This is a genomic window from Serratia sp. CY37869, from assembly GCF_052168895.1.
In the GTDB taxonomy this organism is placed as follows: domain Bacteria; phylum Pseudomonadota; class Gammaproteobacteria; order Enterobacterales; family Enterobacteriaceae; genus Serratia; species Serratia ureilytica.
The window spans coordinates 850,213-870,713 of sequence record NZ_JBJNLU010000002.1 but is presented as its reverse complement, the minus strand read 5'-3'; the positions used below and the strand labels follow the sequence as shown (position 1 = coordinate 870,713).

Annotated in this window: 23 protein-coding genes; 12 read left to right on the top strand and 11 right to left on the bottom strand. The window is 60.7% G+C overall.

Translation table 11 applies throughout. The features are described from left to right. Positions 1–3: 3 nt before the first annotated feature. Complete coding sequence (ltaE, locus tag ACJ8J1_RS14555) at positions 4–1,020, top strand: low-specificity L-threonine aldolase (protein ID WP_033642540.1); 1,017 nt, start codon at positions 4–6, stop codon at positions 1,018–1,020. 29 nt (positions 1,021–1,049) lie between these two features. On the opposite strand, the gene ACJ8J1_RS14550 is transcribed toward ltaE, so the two are convergent. Next, entirely contained in the window at positions 1,050–1,397 is a 348-nt protein-coding gene (locus tag ACJ8J1_RS14550; RefSeq protein WP_033642539.1) for a DUF1294 domain-containing protein, read from the bottom strand. Between the two features lie 150 nt (positions 1,398–1,547). Here ACJ8J1_RS14550 and ACJ8J1_RS14545 point away from each other — a divergent pair, with 150 nt between their 5' ends. Then, a complete protein-coding gene (locus tag ACJ8J1_RS14545; protein WP_033642538.1) occupies positions 1,548–2,987 on the top strand; it encodes a DUF2867 domain-containing protein in 1,440 nt (479 codons plus the stop codon). A gap of 158 nt (positions 2,988–3,145) precedes the next feature. Then, positions 3,146–4,156 carry an NAD-dependent epimerase/dehydratase family protein gene (locus ACJ8J1_RS14540; RefSeq protein ID WP_004928393.1) on the top strand — a complete coding sequence of 337 codons (1,011 nt, stop codon included), beginning with the start codon at positions 3,146–3,148 and terminating at the stop codon, positions 4,154–4,156. Here ACJ8J1_RS14540 and ACJ8J1_RS14535 read toward each other — a convergent pair whose 3' ends face one another. Continuing rightward, positions 4,157–4,993, bottom strand: coding sequence for an N-acetylmuramoyl-L-alanine amidase (locus ACJ8J1_RS14535; protein ID WP_033642537.1), 837 nt, complete (start codon positions 4,991–4,993; stop codon positions 4,157–4,159). 187 nt (positions 4,994–5,180) lie between these two features. On the opposite strand from ACJ8J1_RS14535, the gene ACJ8J1_RS14530 reads away from it, so the two are divergent. Next, the gene (locus ACJ8J1_RS14530) at positions 5,181–6,746 is read left to right on the top strand and encodes a DUF3300 domain-containing protein (protein WP_033642536.1); all 1,566 of its coding nucleotides are present in this window, start codon (positions 5,181–5,183) and stop codon (positions 6,744–6,746) included. Positions 6,747–6,799: 53 nt separating this feature from the next. Here ACJ8J1_RS14530 and ACJ8J1_RS14525 read toward each other — a convergent pair whose 3' ends face one another. Continuing rightward, a complete protein-coding gene (locus ACJ8J1_RS14525) occupies positions 6,800–7,123 on the bottom strand; it encodes a heavy metal-binding domain-containing protein (protein ID WP_004928400.1) in 324 nt (107 codons plus the stop codon). A 159-nt stretch (positions 7,124–7,282) separates the two neighbouring features. Between ACJ8J1_RS14525 and ACJ8J1_RS14520 the strand changes: the two genes are divergently transcribed. From ACJ8J1_RS14520 to ACJ8J1_RS14485, 8 genes are all read left to right on the top strand, one after another. Beyond that, positions 7,283–7,825, top strand: a complete 543-nt coding sequence (locus ACJ8J1_RS14520) for a lipoprotein (RefSeq protein WP_033642535.1) — start codon at positions 7,283–7,285, stop codon at positions 7,823–7,825. A gap of 264 nt (positions 7,826–8,089) precedes the next feature. Then, entirely contained in the window at positions 8,090–8,818 is a 729-nt protein-coding gene (artP, locus tag ACJ8J1_RS14515; protein ID WP_089192582.1) for an arginine ABC transporter ATP-binding protein ArtP, read from the top strand. A gap of 32 nt (positions 8,819–8,850) precedes the next feature. Next, positions 8,851–9,582: an arginine ABC transporter substrate-binding protein gene (gene artJ / locus ACJ8J1_RS14510; RefSeq protein WP_033642533.1), complete on the top strand. Its 732-nt coding sequence runs from the start codon at positions 8,851–8,853 to the stop codon at positions 9,580–9,582. A gap of 9 nt (positions 9,583–9,591) precedes the next feature. Beyond that, positions 9,592–10,308, top strand: a complete 717-nt coding sequence (gene artQ / locus ACJ8J1_RS14505; protein ID WP_033642532.1) for an arginine ABC transporter permease ArtQ — start codon at positions 9,592–9,594, stop codon at positions 10,306–10,308. Next, a complete protein-coding gene (gene artM / locus ACJ8J1_RS14500) occupies positions 10,308–10,976 on the top strand; it encodes an arginine ABC transporter permease ArtM (protein ID WP_033650651.1) in 669 nt (222 codons plus the stop codon). Before artQ ends, artM begins: the two co-directional genes overlap by 1 nt. Positions 10,977–11,175: 199 nt before the next feature. Beyond that, on the top strand, positions 11,176–11,910 hold the full coding sequence (gene artJ, locus ACJ8J1_RS14495; RefSeq protein WP_015377297.1) for an arginine ABC transporter substrate-binding protein: 735 nt from the start codon (positions 11,176–11,178) through the stop codon (positions 11,908–11,910). A 101-nt stretch (positions 11,911–12,011) separates the two neighbouring features. Continuing rightward, on the top strand, positions 12,012–12,263 hold the full coding sequence (locus ACJ8J1_RS14490; RefSeq protein WP_004928423.1) for a type II toxin-antitoxin system Phd/YefM family antitoxin: 252 nt from the start codon (positions 12,012–12,014) through the stop codon (positions 12,261–12,263). Continuing rightward, a complete protein-coding gene (locus ACJ8J1_RS14485; RefSeq protein WP_033633469.1) occupies positions 12,253–12,537 on the top strand; it encodes a type II toxin-antitoxin system RelE family toxin in 285 nt (94 codons plus the stop codon). The genes ACJ8J1_RS14490 and ACJ8J1_RS14485 overlap by 11 nt, the downstream gene beginning before the upstream one ends. Here ACJ8J1_RS14485 and rlmC read toward each other — a convergent pair. The 8 genes from rlmC to rimK form a co-directional block, all read right to left on the bottom strand. Then, complete coding sequence (gene rlmC, locus ACJ8J1_RS14480; protein ID WP_033642530.1) at positions 12,534–13,661, bottom strand: 23S rRNA (uracil(747)-C(5))-methyltransferase RlmC; 1,128 nt, start codon at positions 13,659–13,661, stop codon at positions 12,534–12,536. The genes ACJ8J1_RS14485 and rlmC overlap by 4 nt on opposite strands. A 68-nt stretch (positions 13,662–13,729) precedes the next feature. Continuing rightward, a complete protein-coding gene (locus ACJ8J1_RS14475) occupies positions 13,730–14,209 on the bottom strand; it encodes a YbjO family protein (RefSeq protein WP_047024958.1) in 480 nt (159 codons plus the stop codon). A gap of 161 nt (positions 14,210–14,370) precedes the next feature. Then, the gene (gene potI / locus ACJ8J1_RS14470; protein WP_033642528.1) at positions 14,371–15,216 is read right to left on the bottom strand and encodes a putrescine ABC transporter permease PotI; all 846 of its coding nucleotides are present in this window, start codon (positions 15,214–15,216) and stop codon (positions 14,371–14,373) included. After that, positions 15,213–16,175: a putrescine ABC transporter permease PotH gene (gene potH / locus ACJ8J1_RS14465; protein ID WP_033642526.1), complete on the bottom strand. Its 963-nt coding sequence runs from the start codon at positions 16,173–16,175 to the stop codon at positions 15,213–15,215. Before potH ends, potI begins: the two co-directional genes overlap by 4 nt. Before the next feature lie 24 nt (positions 16,176–16,199). After that, a complete protein-coding gene (gene potG, locus ACJ8J1_RS14460; protein WP_033642525.1) occupies positions 16,200–17,333 on the bottom strand; it encodes a putrescine ABC transporter ATP-binding subunit PotG in 1,134 nt (377 codons plus the stop codon). Between the two features lie 120 nt (positions 17,334–17,453). Next, positions 17,454–18,563, bottom strand: a complete 1,110-nt coding sequence (gene potF / locus ACJ8J1_RS14455; RefSeq protein ID WP_033642524.1) for a spermidine/putrescine ABC transporter substrate-binding protein PotF — start codon at positions 18,561–18,563, stop codon at positions 17,454–17,456. A gap of 406 nt (positions 18,564–18,969) precedes the next feature. Next, complete coding sequence (locus ACJ8J1_RS14450; protein ID WP_004938666.1) at positions 18,970–19,449, bottom strand: YbjN domain-containing protein; 480 nt, start codon at positions 19,447–19,449, stop codon at positions 18,970–18,972. A gap of 136 nt (positions 19,450–19,585) precedes the next feature. Continuing rightward, a complete protein-coding gene (gene rimK, locus ACJ8J1_RS14445; RefSeq protein WP_033642523.1) occupies positions 19,586–20,488 on the bottom strand; it encodes a 30S ribosomal protein S6--L-glutamate ligase in 903 nt (300 codons plus the stop codon). Positions 20,489–20,501: the final 13 nt, after the last annotated feature.

Sequence of the window (20,501 nt, the reverse complement as noted above, 5' to 3'; positions counted from 1 at the left end):
CCTATGCTTATCGATCTACGCAGCGACACCGTCACCCGCCCCAGCGCCGCCATGCGCCAGGCGATGGCTCAGGCAGAAGTCGGCGACGACGTCTACGGCGATGATCCGACGGTCAACGCGCTGGAGGCGGAAGCGGTGCGTCTGTCGGGCAAAGAAGCGGCGCTGTTTCTGCCCAGCGGCACCCAGGCCAACCTGGTGGCGCTGCTGAGCCACTGCCAGCGCGGCGATGAATATCTGGTCGGCCAGCAGGCGCACAACTACAAATACGAAGCCGGCGGCGCAGCGGTGCTGGGCAGTATCCAGCCGCAGCCGATCGAGGCCGACGCCGACGGCACGCTGCCGCTGGACAAGCTCGCCGCCGCCATCAAACCCGACGATATCCACTTCGCCCGCACCCGGCTGTTGAGCCTGGAAAACACCATAAGCGGCAGAGTCTTGCCGCAGGCCTACCTGCAGCAGGCGTGGCTGTTTACCCGCGAGCGGCAGTTGGCGTTGCATATCGACGGCGCGCGCATCTTCAACGCCGCCGTGGCGCTGAACCTGCCGCTAAAAGAGATCGTGCAGTACTGCGACACCTTCACCATTTGCCTGTCGAAAGGGTTGGGCGCGCCGGTCGGCTCGCTGCTGTGCGGCAGCGAGGCTTTCATCCAACGCGCGCTGCGCTGGCGCAAGATGACCGGCGGCGGGCTGCGCCAGGCCGGCATTTTGGCGGCGGCCGGCCTCTACGCGCTGGAGCATAACGTCGCGCGGCTGCGCGAAGACCATGACAACGCGGTCTGGCTGGAGCAACAGCTGCGGCAGATCGGCGTAGAGATCGCCGATCCCGGTGCGCAGACCAACGTGCTGTACCTGCGCCAAACGCCGGCGCTGGCGGCCAAACTCGGCCCGTGGATGCGCGAACGCGGCGTGCTGATCAGCAGCGGCCCGCTGACGCGCATTCTGACCCACCTCGACGTCAGCCGTCAGGATCTGCAGCGGGTGGTCGAACTGTGGCGGGAGTTTCTTCAGCAGCACGCCTGATCGCTCGGGGCGCAGACCGCGCCCCGCACTCAGAAGATCCAGCGGCCGTAAACCCAGTACCACAGCCCCAGCACCGCCGCCAGATTGAGCGCCACGCTGAGGATGAACCAGGTTTTAAACGGCTGCTTCTGGGTCTTGTGGCGAAACAGCTGCTGCGCCAGCAGCGCGCCCAACCAGCCGCCCAACGCGCCGAACAGCAACAGCGTCGTCTCCGGCACCCGTCGCCATCCCTTGCGCGCCGCCAGCTTATCGCCGCCGTAGATCAGAAACGTCAGCAGGTTGGCCGACAGCAGCCACATCCACACCGGATGCGGCGAGAACAGGCTGGCGATCAGCGCCAGGCCCAGCAGGGCGTAACAAATCACATTGAGTTTCATGGCATTCGGTTTTTCGTGCGATAAGGGGCGCGTAGTGTGAACTCGCGCCGCGGCGGATGCAACCGGCTTATACCCATACAAAAAGTGCATTTAAACCCTGAATTTGGCATCCTGTCGTTCTGCCAATCCTCTACCGCACAAGGCGGCCCGATGACACCCCAACGCGTACTGGTTCTTGGAGCCAGCGGCTATATAGGCCAGAACCTGATCCCGCACCTGATCGAACAGGGGCACCAGATTACCGCCGCCGCGCGGCGCATCGAGTGGCTGCAGGAGCAGAACTGGCCGCAGGTCAACTGCCTGTATGTCGATCTGTACCGCCCGGAAACCCTGAGCGCGGCGCTGTGGGAGATAGATACGCTTTACTATCTGGTGCACGCGATGGGCGACGGCGACGACTTTATCGAGAAGGAACGCCAGGCGGCGGAAAATCTGCGCGATGCGCTGCGCAATGCCGGCGTCAAGCAGGTGATCTTTCTCGGCGCGCTGCAGCCGAACGACGACAGTTCGCCGCACCTGGCGGCGCGCCGCCTGACCGGCGAGATCCTGCGCCAGAGCGGCGTGCCGGTGACCGAGCTGCGCGCCGGCATCATCGTCGGCCCCGGCTCGGCGGCGTTCGAAGTGATGCGCGACATGGTCTATAACCTGCCGGTGCTGACGCCGCCGCGCTGGGTGCGTTCGAAGTCCTCGCCGGTGGCGCTGGAGAACCTGCTGGTTTATCTGGCCGATCTGCTGGCGCACCCGGCGCAGGAGCACCGCATCTTCGACGTTGCCGGGCCGGAATACCTCAGCTATCAGGATATGTTCAAACGCTTTATCGCCCTCAGCGGCAAGCGGCGCTGGCTGATCCCGATCCCTTTGCCGACGCGGCTGATTTCGGTGTGGTTCATCAGCCTGATCACCTCGGTGCCAACGCCGATCGCCCGCGCGCTGATCCAGGGGCTGAAGCACGATCTGCCCGCCGACGGCCGGCCGCTGCAGGCCCTGATCCCGCAGCGGCTGCACACCTTTGATCAGGCGGTCGCCACCACGCTGCAGCGCGAACAGGAGGTGGTCGATTCCGCCGACTGGGGCTACGATCCGGCGGCGCGGGCCCGCTGGCGCCCCGGCTACGGTTACTATCCAAAACAGGCCGGTTGTTCGCTCGACACCGCCGCTTCCAGCCAGGCGCTGTGGCAAACGGTGCAGCAGTTGGGGGGCGAGGAAGGCTATTTCTACGCCAATATCCTGTGGCGGATCCGCGCCCGCATGGACGACATGATCGGCAACGGCGTGGTCTATGGCCGCCCGGCGCGCGCGTCCCTGGCGCTGGGCGACGAGATCGACGGGTGGAAAGTCATCACGCTGAAGCCGCTGCGGCAGCTGGCGTTGCTGTTCGGCATGAAGGCGCCGGGGCTGGGGCGGCTGAGCTTCACCATTACCGATCGCGGCGATCGCCGCACGCTGGACGTGCGCGCCTGGTGGCATCCGGCCGGCTTCAGCGGGCTGCTGTATTGGTTCGCCATGATGCCCGCGCACCTGTTCATTTTTCGCGGCATGGCGAAGCGCATCGCGACGCTGGCCGAGAACCTGGACCGCCAACAGCGCTGAATGCCGTTCATTTGTCGATCAACCGCACAGTTTGCCGCTGTGCTTCGGGGCTTTCCGATTGCATAGCGCACGAAATCACGGAAGAATGGCATCTTATTTGCTGGGAGCGCCGCAAGCGCCCGCCGGTATTCCGATTTTGGGTGAGAATAGAGTCCGTTATGAAGGTATTGGTCACCGGTGCAACCAGTGGGTTAGGCCGTAACGCCGTTGAATATCTGCGCCGCCAGGGCATCAAAGTGCGCGCCACCGGTCGTAACCAGGCGATGGGTGGCCTGCTGGAAAAAATGGGCGCGGAGTTCATTCATGCCGATCTCACCAACCTGATCTCTTCGCAGGCCAAAGCGATGCTGGCGGACGTCGATGTGCTGTGGCACTGCTCCAGCTTTACCTCACCCTGGGGCACCGAAGAAGCCTTCGAACTGGCCAACGTCCGCGCCACCCGCCGCCTCGGCGAATGGGCGGCGGCCTATGGCGTGGCGCAGTTCATTCACATCTCTTCCCCGGCGATCTATTTCGACTACCACCATCACCGCAACGTAACCGAAGACTTTCGCCCGCAGCGTTACGCCAACGAGTTCGCGCGCAGCAAGGCCGCCGGCGAGCAGGTGATCCAGCAATTGGCGCTGTCCAATCCGCAGACCCATTTCACCATTTTGCGCCCGCAGGGCCTGTTCGGGCCGCACGACAAGGTGATGCTGCCGCGGTTGCTGCAGATGATCAAACGCTACGGCAACCTGCTGCTGCCGCGCGGCGGCGCGGCGATGGTGGACATGACCTATCTGGAGAATGCGGTGCACGCCATGTGGCTGGCGACGCTAAAAGAAGACACGCCGTCCGGCCGCGCCTACAACATCACCAACCAGCAGCCGCGTCCGCTTCGCACCGTGGTGCAGCAGCTGATCGACGATTTGGGCATGAAGTGCCGCATCCGCTCCGTCCCCTATCCGATGCTCGACATGATGGCGCGCGGCATGGAGCGCCTGGGCAGCAAAAGCGAAAAGGAGCCGGTGCTGACCCATTACGGCGTCGCCAAACTCAACTTCGATCTCACGCTCGATACCACCCGCGCGCAGCAAGAGCTGGGCTATCAGCCGATCGTCTCGCTGGAAGAAGGCATCGCGCGCACCGCCCGCTGGCTGAAAGATCACGGCAAACTGCACGGCCTGTAATCAACGCCACGCGCCGTACTTCAACAGCAGCGCATCGATAATCGCCTCACTCTCTGCATCCGGCTCGCCGCGCACATCGCCGGGCCGGAAATGCATCTGAAACGCCGCCAGCACGTTGCGCTGCTGCCGCGCATCCCACGACGGGTCGATCGCGTAGCCGTAACGCGCCAGCTTTTCGAGCAGCGGTGCCAGCGGCACCGGCGCCTGTCTGTCTCGCCCCGCCAGCAGCCGCTGCACGTCTGCCTCGTCCGGCCATGCGCCGATGCCGGCCTGCGCCAGTTGCCGCCAGGGGAACAGCGGGCCGGGATCCTGTTTGCGCTGCGGCGCGATGTCGCTGTGCCCCACCACGTCCTGCGGCTGAATGCCATAGCGTTGGATAATGTCGCGGCTCAGCGGAATCAACACGGCGATCTGTTCCGCCGTGTAGGGCTGCCAGTGGGTGAACAGCATGCTGCGGGTGAAACCCTTGTTGACGATTTCAATGCCGATCGAGGTGTCGTTGAGATTGCTGCGCCCGCGCCAGCCGCTGGTGCCGGCATGCCAGGCGCGCATCGCCTCCGGCACCAACCGGTACACCGTCGGTTTGCCGTGTTCGCGCTGCGGGTGCGCCGGCAACAGGTAGTGTGCGCTGACGTGTTCATCGGTCAGCGTTTTCAGTGATGAATGAAAGTCTTCCGCCGTATAGTGCATCACCAGAAACCGAATGCGCTGATCGGCGCCCTGCGCCTGATGCAAGGTTTCGAGCTGGTAAGCGCCACGATCGACGAGCGTGTCCTGCTGCGGATTTTGGCATCCCGCCAACAGCACGGCGGCGATGATCCCTGGCCAAATTTTCACTTATCCTCCTGATTGACGTCCGTGAAAGATGTAACGCGACGCGATTGATCTGTATCCAATCATCACGCTCATCGAGAAATAATGACAGATAGCGCCGATGTGCAAGCGAGTGTTGCTCCCGGCTGGCGGCCTTTCCCGCCCATGATAGTCTCAAAGTATCATCTGCGCTGAAAGAGCGGAGTCGAACATGTTCACGCCACGCTATCTGTCCTGGTTGCTCTGTGCCGCCATGCTGCCGCTCAGCGGCTGCGATCGGCAAAAAGTCGCCGATGCGATGGGCGGGAGCGCCCCGCCCTCGGCCGCGCCCGTCACGAGTGCCAGCGCGCCGGCCTATACGCCGCTGAGCGCCGATCAACTGTACCAGTTGGTCAGCCCGGTGGCGCTGTTCCCCGACAAGCTGCTGGCGCAGGTGTTGGCCGGCGCGGGCTATCCTGACCAAATCAGCGCCGCGGATGCCTGGCTGGCGCAAAACCGCGGCTTGCAACCGGCGGCGCTCAGCTCAGCGGCCGACGCTCAACCCTGGGATCCCAGCGTGCGCGGCCTGGTGCAATTCCCCGACGTGCTCGATCAAATGGCGAAAAACATCCCCTGGACCACCGCCCTGGGCAGCGCCTACCTAAACGATCCCACCGACGTGATGAACGCCATTCAGGTGATGCGTCAACGGGCGGCCAGCCAAGGCACGCTGAAAAACACCCCGCAGCAGCGCATCGTCGTGGCGCCGACGACGCATTATGTCGAACAGCAGCCCTATCGCCAGCGCGTGGTAGCGGCGCCGGGCGAAACCATCGTCATCGAACCCAGCCAGCCGGATACGGTTTACGTCCCGCATTATGATCCCTGGGTGGCCTACGGCACGCCGATCCCAGCCTATCCGAGCTATCGGTATCAACCTTCGGGCTACAGCGGCGGCGACATGTTGGCGGCCGGCGTGATCAGCTTCGGTGTCGGCATTGCGGTCGCCTCATTGTTCAATCAGCACAACAGCGGCTGGCACAACTGGGATATGCGCTGGGACGATCGACGCCAACCGGTGGTCTACCGCGATGCGCCCTACGTATCGCATTCCACCACCGTGGTGAATCGCGTCACCAACATCAACCAATATAACAACGTGAACACTGTGAATCGCAGCAGCACCAGCACGGTGAACAACTACAATACCGCCGCCGCGCCGGCGCCCCGCGTCACTCAACCGACGCCCATCGGCGCGCCGCAACAGCCGCACGTCGCGCCTGCGGCCCACGCGCCGATGACGTTGCCGAACTTTGCGCATACCCAGCCGGTGGCGCCTCACGTACAGCAGCCGGTAGCCATACACCAGCCGGTAGCGGCCGTCCCGCACGTGCGACAGCCGGTCATCGCGCCTCATGCACAGCAGCCGATGAGCACGCCGACGTTCACGCATGCCGTTCCGACGGCACCTCACCCGCAGCAGCCGACAGCCGTACATTCAGCGCCGCTACAGACGCATCCAATGCCGGCCGCTGCGCCGGTGCATCCAGCCGTCGCGCGCCCGCAGGTTCTGCAGGCCCCACACGTCGCTCAGCCGGTGATCCGCGAACCGGCAGCGCCGCAGCATCCGGCGGCGATAAGCCCGATGCCGGCGCCGCAACAGCGCATCATGCCGCATGCGGCCCCGGCGCCGCAGCGCCATCAGACGTCCGTTCAGCCGATGCCGCATCGCCAGGAGCCGGTGCCCACGAAGCCGCAGGAACACCGCCCAATCGTCGAGCAGCACAAGGTGGGATAAATCAAGAGGATGTCGCCCCGGCGGAATGGCCGGGGCGAAAAGAAAGCATGGCGTTAGCGGCTCACTTTCACCGCGGTGCCGCTGACAGTCACCATCAGCATGCTGCCGTCTTTACCAACGGTTTCATAATCGATATCAATGCCGACCACCGCGTTGGCGCCCAGCTCTTTCGCCTGGTCTTCCAGCTCTTCGAATGCGATCAGGCGCGCCTTGCGCAGCTCTTTCTCATAAGCGCCCGAGCGGCCGCCGACGATATCGCGCACGCCGGCGAAGAAATCACGAAAAATGTTGGCGCCGAGGATCGCTTCGCCGGTGACGACGCCGCAGTATTCGGTGATGGTAAACCCTTCCAGGGTCGGGGTAGTTGAAAGCTGCATCAGAACTCCTTGTTTGATTAATTCAACGTATCTATGACCAGAAGATTGGCATTATGTTCGCTTAATCAATGGCACGCAGTACGAATGCAAGGCCAAAAAACGCATTTATACTGTAAGCTATCGGTCTTCATGGTAGAGACTTTCACATAAGGTAATAAGATGAAAACAAAAACGATTGCGGCTGTTTTACCCTTAGCGCTGTTGCTGAGTGCCTGTACCACGGTGGAACCGGCATACAAGGATATCGGCACCCGCAGCGGCAGCTGTGTGGAAGGCGGCCCGGATACGGTCGCGCAAAAGTTCTATGACCTGCGCATCCAGCAAGGTTCCAGCCTGCCGGACAGCAACCGCCTGGCGCAGCTGCAGCCTTATCTGAGCAAAGTGCTGTATCAGGATCTGGTCAGCGCCGCTCAAAATCCGGGCAAGCATCAGATAACCGGCGATCTGTTCTCCGGCAACGCGCAAGGGCCAAGCAGCGCGTCCGTCGCCAGCGCCTCGACCATTCCCAACACCGATGCGAAGAACATCCCGCTGCGCGTTGACTTGAGCTACCAGAAAGACGCCAACAGTACCGTGAACTGGCAAGACGAAGTGCTGATGGTGCGCGAAGGCACCTGCTGGGTGGTTGATGATATTCGCTACCTGAATGTTCCAGCACACGCCACCAACGGCAGCGTGCGTCAGGTGCTGGAAAACCGATAACCCGCACTCCCCGGCCGACGCGGACCCGCCGCGTCGGTCGTTCCCGTCTCCCCTTGCGCCGCTCAGATTTCGTCCGATAGAAAAAATTTCGCTACCGATCTCACAGCCTGCGCCACAAATCCCCTCCCTCGGCCTGAGTCGCGGTATCTTGTGCTAATCTTTTACTGTCCCGCCGCACACTCATAAATTTTAACGCACAAAGATTGCATAAGTATTCTGTGGAAGTTAACATTTGCGGCATCAATGTCTATTCAATTCTGGCGCATGAGTATTCAACTTAACGGTATCAATTGCTATTACGGCGCTCACCAGGCGCTGTTTGACATCACGCTGGAATGTCCAGCCGGGGAAACCCTGGTGCTGCTTGGCCCAAGCGGCGCCGGGAAAAGTTCATTGCTGCGGGTGCTGAACCTGCTGGAAATGCCGCGTTCGGGTCAGCTAAAGATCGCCGGCAACCAATTCGATTTCAAGCAGGCGCCGGGCGAAAAAGCCATTCGCGAACTGCGGCAAAATGTCGGCATGGTCTTCCAGCAATACAACCTGTGGCCTCACCTCACCGTGGTCCAGAACCTGATCGAAGCGCCTTGCCGCGTGCTGGGTCTGACCAAGGCTCAGGCGATGGAGCGCGCCGACAAGCTGCTCAAGCGTCTGCGCCTGACCGACTTCGCCGATCGCTTTCCGCTGCACCTTTCCGGCGGCCAGCAGCAGCGTGTAGCGATCGCTCGCGCCCTGATGATGGAGCCGCAGGTGCTGCTGTTCGATGAACCGACCGCAGCGCTGGATCCGGAAATCACCGCCCAGATCGTCAGCATCATTCGCGAACTGGCCGGCACCGGCATCACTCAGGTGATCGTCACCCACGAAGTGGAAGTGGCGCGCAAGACCGCCAGCCGCGTGGTGTACATGGAAAACGGCCATGTGGTGGAGCAAGGCGACAGCAGCCACTTCACGCAGCCGCGGACCACCGAGTTTGCCAACTACTTATCACACTAACAATTAACTTGCTGTAATTTGGGGAGTTTGCGATGAAAAAACTAATAATCGCCGCCGTTCTGGCCGGCATCAGCGTTTCCGCCTCCGCAGCCGAAACCATCCGTTTCGCTACCGAAGCCTCCTATCCTCCATTTGAATTTATTGACGCCGGCAACAAAATTCAGGGTTTTGATGTCGATCTGGCCAACGCGCTGTGCAAAGAGATGCAGGCCGAGTGCACCTTCACCAATCAGGCGTTCGACAGCCTGATCCCAAGCCTGAAGTTCAAGCGTTTCGATGCGGTCATGGCCGGTATGGACATTACGCCGGAGCGTGAAAAGCAGGTGCTGTTCACCAAGCCGTACTACGATAACTCGGCGCTGTTCATCGCGCAGAAAGGCAAAATCGCCGACGTGGCGGCGCTGAAAGGCAAGAAAGTCGGCGTGCAAAACGGCACCACTCACCAAAAATACCTGACCGACAAGCACCCGGAAATCACCACCGTGCCTTACGACAGCTACCAAAACGCCATTTTGGATCTGAAGAACGGCCGCGTTGATGCGGTGTTCGGCGATACTGCGGTGGTCAACGAGTGGCTGAAGCAGAATGACGCGCTGGCGACAGTGGGCGCCAAAGTAACGGATAAAGACTACTTCGGCACCGGCCTCGGCATCGCGGTACGCCAGAAAAATACCGATCTGCAGGGCAAGTTCAACGCCGCCCTGGACAAGATCAAGCAGGATGGGACCTATGAAACCATCTACAAAAAATGGTTCCAGCAGTAATACGCCCCGATGAATGAATTACAACCTTTAGCAAGCGCCGCCGGCATGACCGTCGGCCTTGCCGTTTGCGCCCTGATCCTCGGGCTGATTCTGGCGATGCTGTTCGCCGTATGGGAATCGTCCCGCTGGAAAGCCGTCAGCTGGCTCGGCACCGCCTGGGTGACCGTGCTGCGCGGCCTGCCGGAAATCCTGGTGGTGCTGTTTATCTATTTCGGCTCGTCGCAGCTGCTGCTGATGCTCTCCGACGGCTTTACCCTTAACCTCGGTCTGTTCCAGTTGCCGATTCAGCTGGCGATCGATAATTTCGAAGTCAGCCCGTTCCTGTGCGGGGTGATCGCCCTGGCCTTGCTCTATTCCGCCTACGCCGCGCAGACGCTGCGCGGCGCGCTCAAAGCGGTGCCGCAGGGGCAGTGGGAATCCGGCCAGGCGCTGGGTCTCGGCAAAGCGGCGATCTTCTTTCGCCTGATCATGCCGCAGATGTGGCGCCATGCCCTGCCCGGCCTCGGCAATCAGTGGCTGGTGCTGCTGAAAGACACCGCGCTGGTGTCGCTGATCAGCGTGAACGACCTGATGTTGCAAACCAAAAGCATCGCCACCCGCACCCAGGAACCCTTTACCTGGTACGTGATCGCGGCGGCCATCTACCTGCTGGTGACGCTGTTCAGCCAATACGTCATCAAGCGCATTGAACTGCGCGCCACGCGCTTTGAGCGGGGGCCGGTCTGATGATTGAATATTTACCGGAAATCCTCAAAGGGCTGCATACCAGCCTGACCCTGACCGTCGCCGCGCTGCTGGTCGCGCTGCTGCTGTCGCTGCTGCTGACGGTGATCCTGACGCTGAAAACGCCGGTTCTGACGCCGCTGGTCAAGGCCTATGTGACGCTGTTCACCGGCACACCGCTGCTGGTGCAGATCTTCCTGATCTACTACGGCCCCGGTCAGTTTCCGGCGATCCGCGACTACCCGTGGCTGTGGAACCTGCTGTCGCAGCCCTGGCTGTGCGCGATGATTGCGCTGGCGCTGAACAGCGCGGCGTATACCACGCAGCTGTTCTACGGCGCGGTGCGCGCCATCCCCGCCGGACAATGGCAGTCGTGCGAAGCGCTTGGCATGTCGCGCCGGCAGACGCTGCGCATTCTGCTGCCGTTCGCCTTCAAGCGCGCGCTGTCGTCTTACTCCAACGAAGTGGTGCTGGTGTTCAAAAGCACGTCGCTGGCCTACACCATCACGCTGATGGAAGTGATGGGCTATAGCCAGCTGATGTACGGCCGTACCTACGACGTGATGGTGTTCGGCGCCGCAGGTCTGGTGTATCTGTGCGTCAACGGCCTGCTGACGCTGCTGATGCGGCTGGTGGAGCGCCGCGCGTTGGCGTTTGAGCGCCGCAACTGAAGCCATCCCCCTTTCCAGCCCCGCCATTGCGCGGGGCTTTTTTTATCCCCATTGCAATATTTAATCATTTATATTGCATTTTAATTCACTCAGTGGCAGGGTTGTCAGCAGGTGTCCTCGCAAAAACCTCTGGCGATTACCAGTAAAAACAAACGATAGCGAAATAATCACTTTCAGGATCCAGACAGGAGCTCTACGCATGAAAAAACTGCTGCTTGCCGCGACGATGTTGGCCGGAATGACCTTTAACGCCACCGCAGCCGAGACTATCCGCTTCGCCGCCTCCGCCACCTATCCGCCGTTCGAATCGCTGGACGCCAACAACCAGATCGTCGGCTTCGATATCGACTTGGCCAACGCGTTGTGCAAACAGATGCAGGCGCAGTGCACTTTCACCAACCAGGCGTTCGACAGCCTGATCGCCGCGCTGAAATTCAAAAAATACGATGCGGTGATTTCCGGTATGGATATCACGCCGGAGCGCAGCAAACAGGTCGCCTTCACCCAACCTTACTATGCCAACTCGGCGATTGTGATCGCGCAAAAAGGCAAGTTCAGCTCGCTGGCGGATCTGAAAGGCAAAAAGCTCGGCATGGAAAACGGCACCACCCACCAGAAATACATGCAGGACAAGCACCCGGAGATTAACACCGTCTCTTACGACAGCTACCAGAACGCTATTCTGGAGCTGAAAAACGGCCGTATCGACGGCGTCTTCGGCGATACCGCCGTAGTGAACGAGTGGCTGAAAACCAACCCGCAGCTGGCGCCGGTCGGCGAACATATCACCGATGCGCAATACTTCGGCACCGGCCTTGGCATCGCGGTGCGTCCGGACAATCAGGCGCTGCTGGCCAAGCTGAACGCCGCGCTGGACGCCATCAAGGCCGACGGCACCTACAAGGCCATCAACGACAAATGGTTCCCGCAGTAAGTCCGCATGTGGAGTCGCCATCCTTCGGCGGCTCCATCCGATTGCCACCCCATTCGGTTAGTGCTAAATTTGATACTGAATTTAGCATCAAGGATAACATCATGACGGTTCAACCCATTCTCGCCGACTCCGCAGTCAGCATCAGCGATTTTAAAAAATCGCCCAACGCCGCCCTTAAAGAGGCACAAGGGCAACCGGTCGCCGTCCTGACCAACGGTAAGATTTCGGGATATTACGTCTCTCCGGAAACCTGGGAGGCGATCGCGGAATACCTGGAAGATATCGAACTCGCTGAAATCGTTCGTTCACGGATGAACGGCAAACGCATTAAGGTCAATTTGGATGACTTATAAGCTTGAATTCGAAGAACATGCGCTGAAGGAATTTAAAAAACTGTCCCCGGTGATCCGGGAACAGTTCAAAAAAAAGCTGGCATCGGTGCTGGTTAATCCCCACGTCCCCGCCAACAAACTCGCCGGTTTGCCCGATTGCTACAAAATCAAACTCAGAGCCTCAGGCTTTCGTTTGGTATATCGCGTCATGGAAACGGAGATCGTGGTTCTGGTCCTGTCTGTGGGCAAACGCGAACGTTCAGCGGCTTACACGGCTGCCAAAAAGCGCCTTTAACGCCGCACCAACAGCGTCAACACTTCGTAGTGCGCGGTATGCGGGAACATGTCGAACAGCTGCACCCGTTCGATGCGGTATCCCGGCAACATCTCGATATCTTTCGCCATGCTCTCGGCGTTGCAGCTGGAATACAGAATGTAATCCGGCGCCATCCGGCTCAAATAATCGCACAGCGCCTGGCCGATGCCGCGGCGCGGCGGGTTGACCAACACCAACTGCGGCACCTGCCCTTCGGCGGTGGCGAAGCGGGTGGAATCGAGCGCCTGAAAATCGACCTGCAGTAACCCCAATCGCTGCGCCGACTGACGCGCGCAGGCGATCGCTTCCGCGCTGATTTCGATGCCGGTCAGGCGAGTTTGCGGCTGCGCGCAGTGCAGACCGAAACCGCCGACGCCGCAAAACAGATCCCACATGCTGTCGATACCCAGCGCGCGCACCCAGTCGCGGGCGGTGGCATACAGATCGGCGGCCACCTGCGGGTTGGTTTGGAAGAAGCTTTGCGGGCGGATGAACAGCGGCACCTGATTGAACTGTTCCTCCAGCGCCTGCTGTTCGGTCAGCGCGATCTCGCGCTCCCCTTCCATGATCGCCATATGCACCGGCTGAATATTGGCGGAGATCACCTTGAGCTGCGGCAGCTGCTGCTGCAGCCACGGCAGCGCGGCGCGCAGCTGCGCCAGCTTGGTTTCCGAGCGCAGCACGAAGCGCAGCATCACGCCGCCGTCGAGCGTGCTTTCGGTCAGCAGCAGGTATTTCAGCTCGCCGCGTTTGCGCGCCACGTTATACGGCGTCAGGCCGGCGCGGGCGATGAAGCTTTTCAGCACCGCAAACATCGGTGCAAAGCCGGCGGGATACAGCGGGCAATCGCTCAGATCGACCGGCGTGCCGTCACGGTGCAGCATGCCGAGCAGCGGGCGCTCCACGCTGCCGCTGACCACCATCTTGGCTTTATTGCGAAATGCGCTCAGTTCCCCCGCCGCCGGCTGCAGCCACTGCGCGACATCGCGCCCGGCCAGCAGCGATTGCAGGTGATGCTGTTTGTCGGCCAGCTGCTGCGAATAGGGCTTTTCCAGCCACTGACAGGAACGGCAGGTGCCCGCCGTATACAAAGCGCAATGCATGAAGATACCGTGAAGTCCAGGATGACGAATTAAGGGCGCAGAGTTTACCACTCCGCGCGCCTAAAATCTCACTTGCGCGCGGTGAAGAAGCGGCGGCTGGCGGTGGGGACGAACAGCAGCGCCAGGATCACCGCGTCGGGGATCTTTTGCAGGATCAGAACGTGCAGGATTTGGCCGCTGGTTTCCCCTTCCACGGTGAATACCTCGGGGAAGACGCTGCCGATGGTGGCCAGCAGCAGGTAAAGCACCACGATGCACTGACAGGCCACGTAGCCCCAGCGCCCCCAGTTGCGGCCGCGCATCACCGCAAAACCGCAGCTGATTTGCAGGCACAGCAGCATCAGCCCGGCCAGAAAGATAAAGGTGGAATCCCACGCCTGCGCGCTGGTGCTGACAAACTCCTTCGCGCCGTCGACGCCCAGCTCGCCCAGCAGCAGCACCACGCTGATACACTTGATCGCCACCATGGCGGTGCCCGCCACCATCACCGGCACCGGCGCATCCGAAGTCGATCTTATTCCCTGCCCGCTTTTCAGCATGTCTGACATATCCGTGTTCCGCTACGACGCGCCACTGCCCCTACGCCTTTCACATTGCCGCGTTGTTGGCGGCAGTGTGAAATTCATTGGAGCCATTCAAATGGCGCATGTAAAGTCAGGTAGTTAGTTGCAATACTTATTGATTGCAAAAATAGCAGGTTTGTTACGATTCAGCTACGGGCCGCCCGCTGCAATTCACGCGATCGTTGTTTTTCCGAGCGCGCCATAAACCACCAGGCGATCAGGCCGAGAATGCCCACCACCAGCAGGATCAGGCTGGCCAGCGCGTTAATTTCCGGATTCACCCCCATGCGCACGCTGGAGAACACCAGCATCGGCAACGTGGTGGCGCCCGGGCCGGAGACGAAACTGGCGATCACCAGATCGTCCAGCGACAGGGTAAACGCCAGCATCCAGCCGGAGATCAGCGCCGGCGCAATCATCGGCAAGGTGATGACGAAAAACACCTTCAGCGGCGGCGCCCCCAGGTCCATCGCCGCCTCTTCAATTGAGCGATCCACCTCGCGCAGGCGCGAACTGATCACCACCGCCACATAAGCGGTACAGAAGGTGACATGCGCCAGCCAAATAGTGAACATGCCGCGCTCCGACGGCCAACCGAAGGCGTGCCCCATCGCCACGAACAGCAGCAGCAACGACAGGCCGGTGATCACGTCCGGCATCACCAGCGGCGCGGTCAGCATAAACGCAAAGCCGGTCGAACCGCGAAAGCGGCCGAAACGCACCATCACCACCGCGGCGATGGCGCCCAGCACCACCGCGGCAGTGGCGGCGGCGGCGGCGATGGTCAGGCTGAGCCCCACCGCGCTAATCATCGCCGAATCGTGAAACAGTTCGGTATACCAGCGCGTGGACCAGCCGGCCCACACCGTCACCAGCTTGGAGCTGTTGAAGGAGTAAATCACCAGCATCAGCATCGGCGCATACAGGAAGGTAAAGCCGACAGTCAGGATGGCGATGCGCCACGGTGAACGTACTACCGGCAAGTTGTTCATGCCTGGCCTCCCATTTCCTTGTTCTGGTGCTTGTGGAACCACAATATTGGCACGATCAGCAACAGCAGCATGATGGTGGCGACCGCCGAGGCCACCGGCCAGTCGCGGTTATTGAAGAACTCCTGCCACAGCACGCGGCCGATCATGATGCTGTCCGGCCCGCCGAGCAGCTCCGGGATCACGAACTCCCCCACCGCCGGAATGAACACCAGCATCGAGCCGGCGATGATGCCGCCGCGCGTCAGCGGCACGATCACGCTGAAAAAGGTTTTCAGCGGCCGGGCGCCCAGATCCAGCGACGCCTCCACCAGCGAGTAATCCAGCCGGATCAGCGCCGTGTAGATCGGCAACACCATAAACGGCAGGTAGGAATAGACGATGCCGATATACACCGCCAGGTTGGTATGCAGGATCACCAGCGGCTGGTCGATCACCCCTAACCACATCAGAAAGTTGTTCAGCGTGCCGTTGTTTTTCAGAATGCCCATCCAGGCATAGACGCGGATCAGGAACGAGGTCCAGGAAGGCAGGATCACCAGCAACAGCAGGATGTTGCGGGTCGACGCCTTGCTGTGGGCCACCGCCCAGGCCAGCGGATAGCCGATGATCAGGCAACACAACGTCGAAACCGCCGCCACGCGCAGCGACTGCAGATAGGCGTCGATATACAGCGGATCGTCGGTCAGCTGCAGGTAGTTGGCGAAGTTGAGCGCGATGTTCAGCTTGCCGTCCACCCAGCTCATCAACTCGGTGTAAGGCGGCACCGCCAACGCCAGCTCCGCCAGGCTGATCTTGAACACGATCAGGAACGGCAGCATAAACAACAGCGTCAGCCATAAATACGGCAATGCGATCACCAGCTTGCGGCCGTGGGCCATCAGCAGGCGGTGGAACAGCACCTTGAGGGTGCCGGGCGTTTTGGCCGGCGGCTCCGGCGTGCGTTCAGAAAGCAGGGTCATACGGGTTACTCCTCACCGGCTCCACTACACCGTCAACACGACGCAGCTGTCAGTTTCCCAGCACAGACGCACTTCATCGCCCCAGGTGGGCATCCCCTTGCGGAAGCGGTGGCCGTTTTGCAGCTGGGCGCTGATAATCTGCCCGCTGTGCAGTTTCACGTGGTAGATCGACAGATCGCCCAGGTAGGCAATGTGCGCCACTTCCCCTACCGCGAAGTTGCAGCCGTCTTCCGGTACCTGTTCGCACAGCAGGATCTTTTCCGGCCGCAGCGCGACCTGGATCGGCACGCCGTCCACCACCGAGGCGTCCGGATCCACTTTGATCGCATGGCGCAGCCCCGGGCTTTGCAGGATCAGCGCATCGTCGTGGCGCTCTTGCAGCACGCAGTCGAAGACGTTGACCGAACCGATAAATTCGGCGCTGAAGCGGCTGTTCGGATGCTCGTAGATCTCTTCCGGCTCGCCGATCTGCACGAACTTGCCGCGGTTCATGATGGCGATGCGCCCCGCCATGGTCATCGCTTCTTCCTGATCGTGCGTCACCATCACGCAGGTCACGCCGACGCGCTCGAGAATGTCGGTCACTTCCAGCTGCATGCGGTCGCGCAACTTCTTGTCCAGCGCGCCCATCGGTTCATCCAGCAGCAGCAGCTTCGGCCGCTTGGCCAGGCTGCGCGCCAGCGCCACCCGCTGCCGTTGGCCGCCGGAAAGCTGGTGCGGTTTGCGCCTGGCGTACTCCTGCATGTGCACCAGCGCCAGCATTTCCGCCACCCGTTCGGCGATCTCCGCCCGCGGCATTTTGTCCTGCTTAAGGCCAAACGCGATGTTCTGCTCCACGGTCATGTGCGGGAACAGCGCGTACGACTGAAACATCATATTGATCGGCCGCTGGTACGGCGGCACATGCGACATATCCTGCCCGTCGAGCACGATCTGCCCTTCCGTCGGCTGTTCAAAACCGGCCAGCATGCGCAGCAAGGTGGACTTGCCGCAGCCGGACGGGCCAAGCAGCGCAAAGATCTCACCCTTATAGATGGTGAGGCTGACGTCTTCGACCGCATTCTGCCCGTCGAAGGTTTTGGTGAGGTTACGGATTTCCAGCAGAGGGGTGAAAACCTTCTGCGACTTGGCTTGAGGACGAGGAATAGCGTCGTTCAATCGGGGTGCTCTCCGGCGTAAAGCGGCACAAAACCACGGCGAGCGCCGTGGCCCAAAACGGCAATGCAGGCGGGAAACACCCGCCTGCCGGTTTACCGACGATGGGGGGCTCCCCCATCATCACTTCCCGCTTTTAACTTTAGTCCATGCGCGGGTAATGACACGGTCCAGCTTCGGCGACTGCACGTTGAGCGTGAACAGCTTGGCGCGCAAATCGGCCGGCGGATAGACGTTCGGGTTATCGCGCACTTCGGCGTTCACCAGCGGCGTGGAATCTTTCACCGCATTGGCGTAGTAAATGTGGTTACTGATGTCCGCCATCACGTCCGGCTTGAGCAGGAAGTTCAGGAACTGGTAGGCGGCGTCCTTGCTTTTGGCGTCCGCCGGCATGGCGAACATGTCAAAGTAGGTCAGCGCCCCCTCTTTCGGGATCGCATAGGCCACATTCACGCCGTTCTTCGCCTCTTTGGCGCGGTTGGCCGCCTGCATCACGTCGCCGGACCAGCCGATCGCCACGCAGATGTCACCGTTCGCCAGATCGTTGATGTACTGAGAAGAGTGGAAATAGCGGATGTTCGGCCGCAGCTTCAGCAGCAGATCGTTGGCCGCGCCGGTGTAGTCCGCCGCGTTGGTGCTGTTGGGATCTTTGCCCAGATAATGCAGCACGGTGGCGTAGACCTCGCTCGGCGCATCGAGGAAGGAGACGCCGCAGCTCTTGAGCTTCTCCAGGTTTTCCGGCTTGAAGATCAGATCCCAGCTGTTAACCGGCGCGTCTTTGCCCAACGCCGCCTTCACCTTGTCGACGTTATAGCCGATGCCGGTGGTCACCATCATGTAAGGGATGCCGTATTTGTTGTCTTTGTCGTTATGCGCCACCAGCTTCAGCATCTCGGGATCGAGATTTTTGTAGTTGGGGATCTTGCTCTTGTCGAGCGGCTCGAAAATGCCGGCCTGCGACTGACGCTCGAGGAAGTTGGATGAAGGGACCACCAAATCGTAACCGGTGCTGCCCGCCATCAGTTTGCCTTCCAACACTTCGTTGGAGTCAAAGACGTCGTACACCACTTTGATACCGGTTTCTTTCTGGAATTTGGCCAGGGTATCCGGCGCGATATAGTCGGACCAGTTATACACGTGCAGCGTTTTCTCTTCGGCTGACGCCGTGACGGACGCGGCCATCAACAGACCGGCAACCACACCCGATAACCACTTTTTACGTTGGGTGACCATCCGTAACTTCCTCCAAAACAGGGTAAATCATAGAATTGAACTTGTATCTGCAGCGATACAAAACCTTTCCTGATTGAGCGCAATCGTTGCAACCGCGAAATGAATGGCTATGCATATGATTGCATGCGCCTTTTTGCACTGCCCTGCTCGCGTGGTTACAAGGGAAATCGCAAGCCCTTTGCAGAATCAGCAGCATAGCCGCTGCCATCGCAACCCGCCAGCCCCCAGGGTAAAAAACGCCATTTATCGATTTTTTATGCAATTTTTCTCTATGTGATACGGCATTAACGGCTTAAAAGCCGAGAAAGATCGGGCGACAGAGGCCAAAGTGCAGAATATTTAATTGCGGAGGGGAATCACGGCAACATGCCGCCGGAGCGACGGCATGCTTAAGGTACAGCGAGGATCAGTGCAGCATCGGCTGACGCACGGCGCCAGCGGGGATCTCTTCTTCGTCCCCCATAAACAGCAGATCGTTCGCCCGCGCCTCGAGGATCACCATCGAGACCTGCTCTTCGCCCTGCTGCATGAAGTGGGTGAACTGCTCGTAGGTGATGCCGACCGCCACGCTCAGCGACTGGCAGACGATCAGCTTCGGCAGGTTGTCGTCCTGAATGTCGACAAAGGCCTTGATGGTCAGCGAGCTGGCGTTGATCTGGCTCAGATCCGCCACCAGCGGGATCAGCGCGGTCGGCTTCACCTCGGCCAGCGCGGAGAACAGAATGACGTTGTCCACCAGATCTATCTTGGCGTCGAACACGCCGTCGAAGTTCTGCATGTGCGGCAGGTGCAGCGCCTGGCAGGAATCGCACTCAAAGAAAGAAATGCCCGACTGATCCAGCCAGCGCCGCAACAGCGCCAAATCGGGGACAATGAGTGAATCCATAATAACCAGCCTCACAATATTCAAAACGCGAAAAGGCGCATAGCTTACGGAATATTCACCCGATACGCCACGATCAATGCGGCTTAATTCACTAATTAAGATATTGCTCGGCGGGAAAAGCGCAACGCGCGTACCGTCAGCCGCCCGATTTCAGGCGGAACCCCGGCCGGCCGCGCTGCTCGATGTATTCGATCATCATGCCGGCAATGTCCAGCCCGGTAGTGGTTTCCACCCCTTCCAGCCCCGGTGAGGCGTTGACCTCCATCACCAGCGGGCCGCGCTCGGCGCGCAGGATATCCACCCCGGCGACGTCCAGCCCCAGCGTGTTCGCCGCTTTGACCGCAATCGCCCGCTCCCTGGCGGTGATGGTCACTTTGCGGGCGCTGCCGCCACGGTGCAGGTTGGAACGAAACTCGCCGGGCTTCGCCTGCCGCTCGATGGCGGCCACCACCCGGCCGCCCACCACCAGGCAGCGCACGTCGCGGCCCTGCGCTTCGCGCACGTACTCCTGCACCAGAATATGGGCGTTCAGGCCGCGAAAGGCGTCGATCACGCTTTCCGCCGCCTGGCGAGTTTCCGCCAGCACCACCCCGATGCCCTGCGTGCCTTCCACCAGCTTGACCACCAGCGGCGCGCCGCCGACCAGTTCGATCAGATCGCCGGTATCGTCCGGTGAATGGGCGAAACCGGTGATCGGCAGATCGATACCCTGCCGGGCCAGCAGTTGCAGCGAACGCAGCTTGTCGCGGGCGCGGGTAATGGCCACGGATTCGTTGAGCGGGTAGCTGCCAAGCAGCTCGAATTGGCGCAGCACCGCGGTGCCGTAAAAGGTGATGGCGGAACCGATGCGCGGGATCACCGCGTCATAACGCTCCAACTGACGGCCGCGATAGTGAATGGTCGGCGCCGCCGGGTTGATGTTCATATAACAGGAAAGCGGATCGATGATATCGATGCTGTGCCCGCGATCTTCCGCCGCTTCACGCAGCCGCTTGCACGAATAGAGCGATCCGTCGCGAGAAAGAATGGCAATTTTCACTCGTCACCCCAAA

Coding starts and splice junctions, on each gene's coding strand:
- ACJ8J1_RS14450 (WP_004938666.1), bottom strand. CDS start 19,449: ATGGATTCACTCATTGTCCCCGATTTGGCGCTGTTGCGGCGCTGGCTG.
- potI (WP_033642528.1), bottom strand. CDS start 15,216: ATGAACAACTTGCCGGTAGTACGTTCACCGTGGCGCATCGCCATCCTG.
- potH (WP_033642526.1), bottom strand. CDS start 16,175: ATGACCCTGCTTTCTGAACGCACGCCGGAGCCGCCGGCCAAAACGCCC.
- ACJ8J1_RS14485 (WP_033633469.1), top strand. CDS start 12,253: ATGACTTATAAGCTTGAATTCGAAGAACATGCGCTGAAGGAATTTAAA.
- artJ (WP_015377297.1), top strand. CDS start 11,176: ATGAAAAAACTGCTGCTTGCCGCGACGATGTTGGCCGGAATGACCTTT.
- ACJ8J1_RS14490 (WP_004928423.1), top strand. CDS start 12,012: ATGACGGTTCAACCCATTCTCGCCGACTCCGCAGTCAGCATCAGCGAT.
- rlmC (WP_033642530.1), bottom strand. CDS start 13,661: ATGCATTGCGCTTTGTATACGGCGGGCACCTGCCGTTCCTGTCAGTGG.
- artP (WP_089192582.1), top strand. CDS start 8,090: ATGAGTATTCAACTTAACGGTATCAATTGCTATTACGGCGCTCACCAG.
- artQ (WP_033642532.1), top strand. CDS start 9,592: ATGAATGAATTACAACCTTTAGCAAGCGCCGCCGGCATGACCGTCGGC.
- ACJ8J1_RS14520 (WP_033642535.1), top strand. CDS start 7,283: ATGAAAACAAAAACGATTGCGGCTGTTTTACCCTTAGCGCTGTTGCTG.
- artM (WP_033650651.1), top strand. CDS start 10,308: ATGATTGAATATTTACCGGAAATCCTCAAAGGGCTGCATACCAGCCTG.
- ACJ8J1_RS14525 (WP_004928400.1), bottom strand. CDS start 7,123: ATGCAGCTTTCAACTACCCCGACCCTGGAAGGGTTTACCATCACCGAA.
- potF (WP_033642524.1), bottom strand. CDS start 18,563: ATGGTCACCCAACGTAAAAAGTGGTTATCGGGTGTGGTTGCCGGTCTG.
- ACJ8J1_RS14475 (WP_047024958.1), bottom strand. CDS start 14,209: ATGTCAGACATGCTGAAAAGCGGGCAGGGAATAAGATCGACTTCGGAT.
- ACJ8J1_RS14545 (WP_033642538.1), top strand. CDS start 1,548: ATGACACCCCAACGCGTACTGGTTCTTGGAGCCAGCGGCTATATAGGC.
- artJ (WP_033642533.1), top strand. CDS start 8,851: ATGAAAAAACTAATAATCGCCGCCGTTCTGGCCGGCATCAGCGTTTCC.
- ACJ8J1_RS14530 (WP_033642536.1), top strand. CDS start 5,181: ATGTTCACGCCACGCTATCTGTCCTGGTTGCTCTGTGCCGCCATGCTG.
- ACJ8J1_RS14550 (WP_033642539.1), bottom strand. CDS start 1,397: ATGAAACTCAATGTGATTTGTTACGCCCTGCTGGGCCTGGCGCTGATC.
- ltaE (WP_033642540.1), top strand. CDS start 4: ATGCTTATCGATCTACGCAGCGACACCGTCACCCGCCCCAGCGCCGCC.
- ACJ8J1_RS14540 (WP_004928393.1), top strand. CDS start 3,146: ATGAAGGTATTGGTCACCGGTGCAACCAGTGGGTTAGGCCGTAACGCC.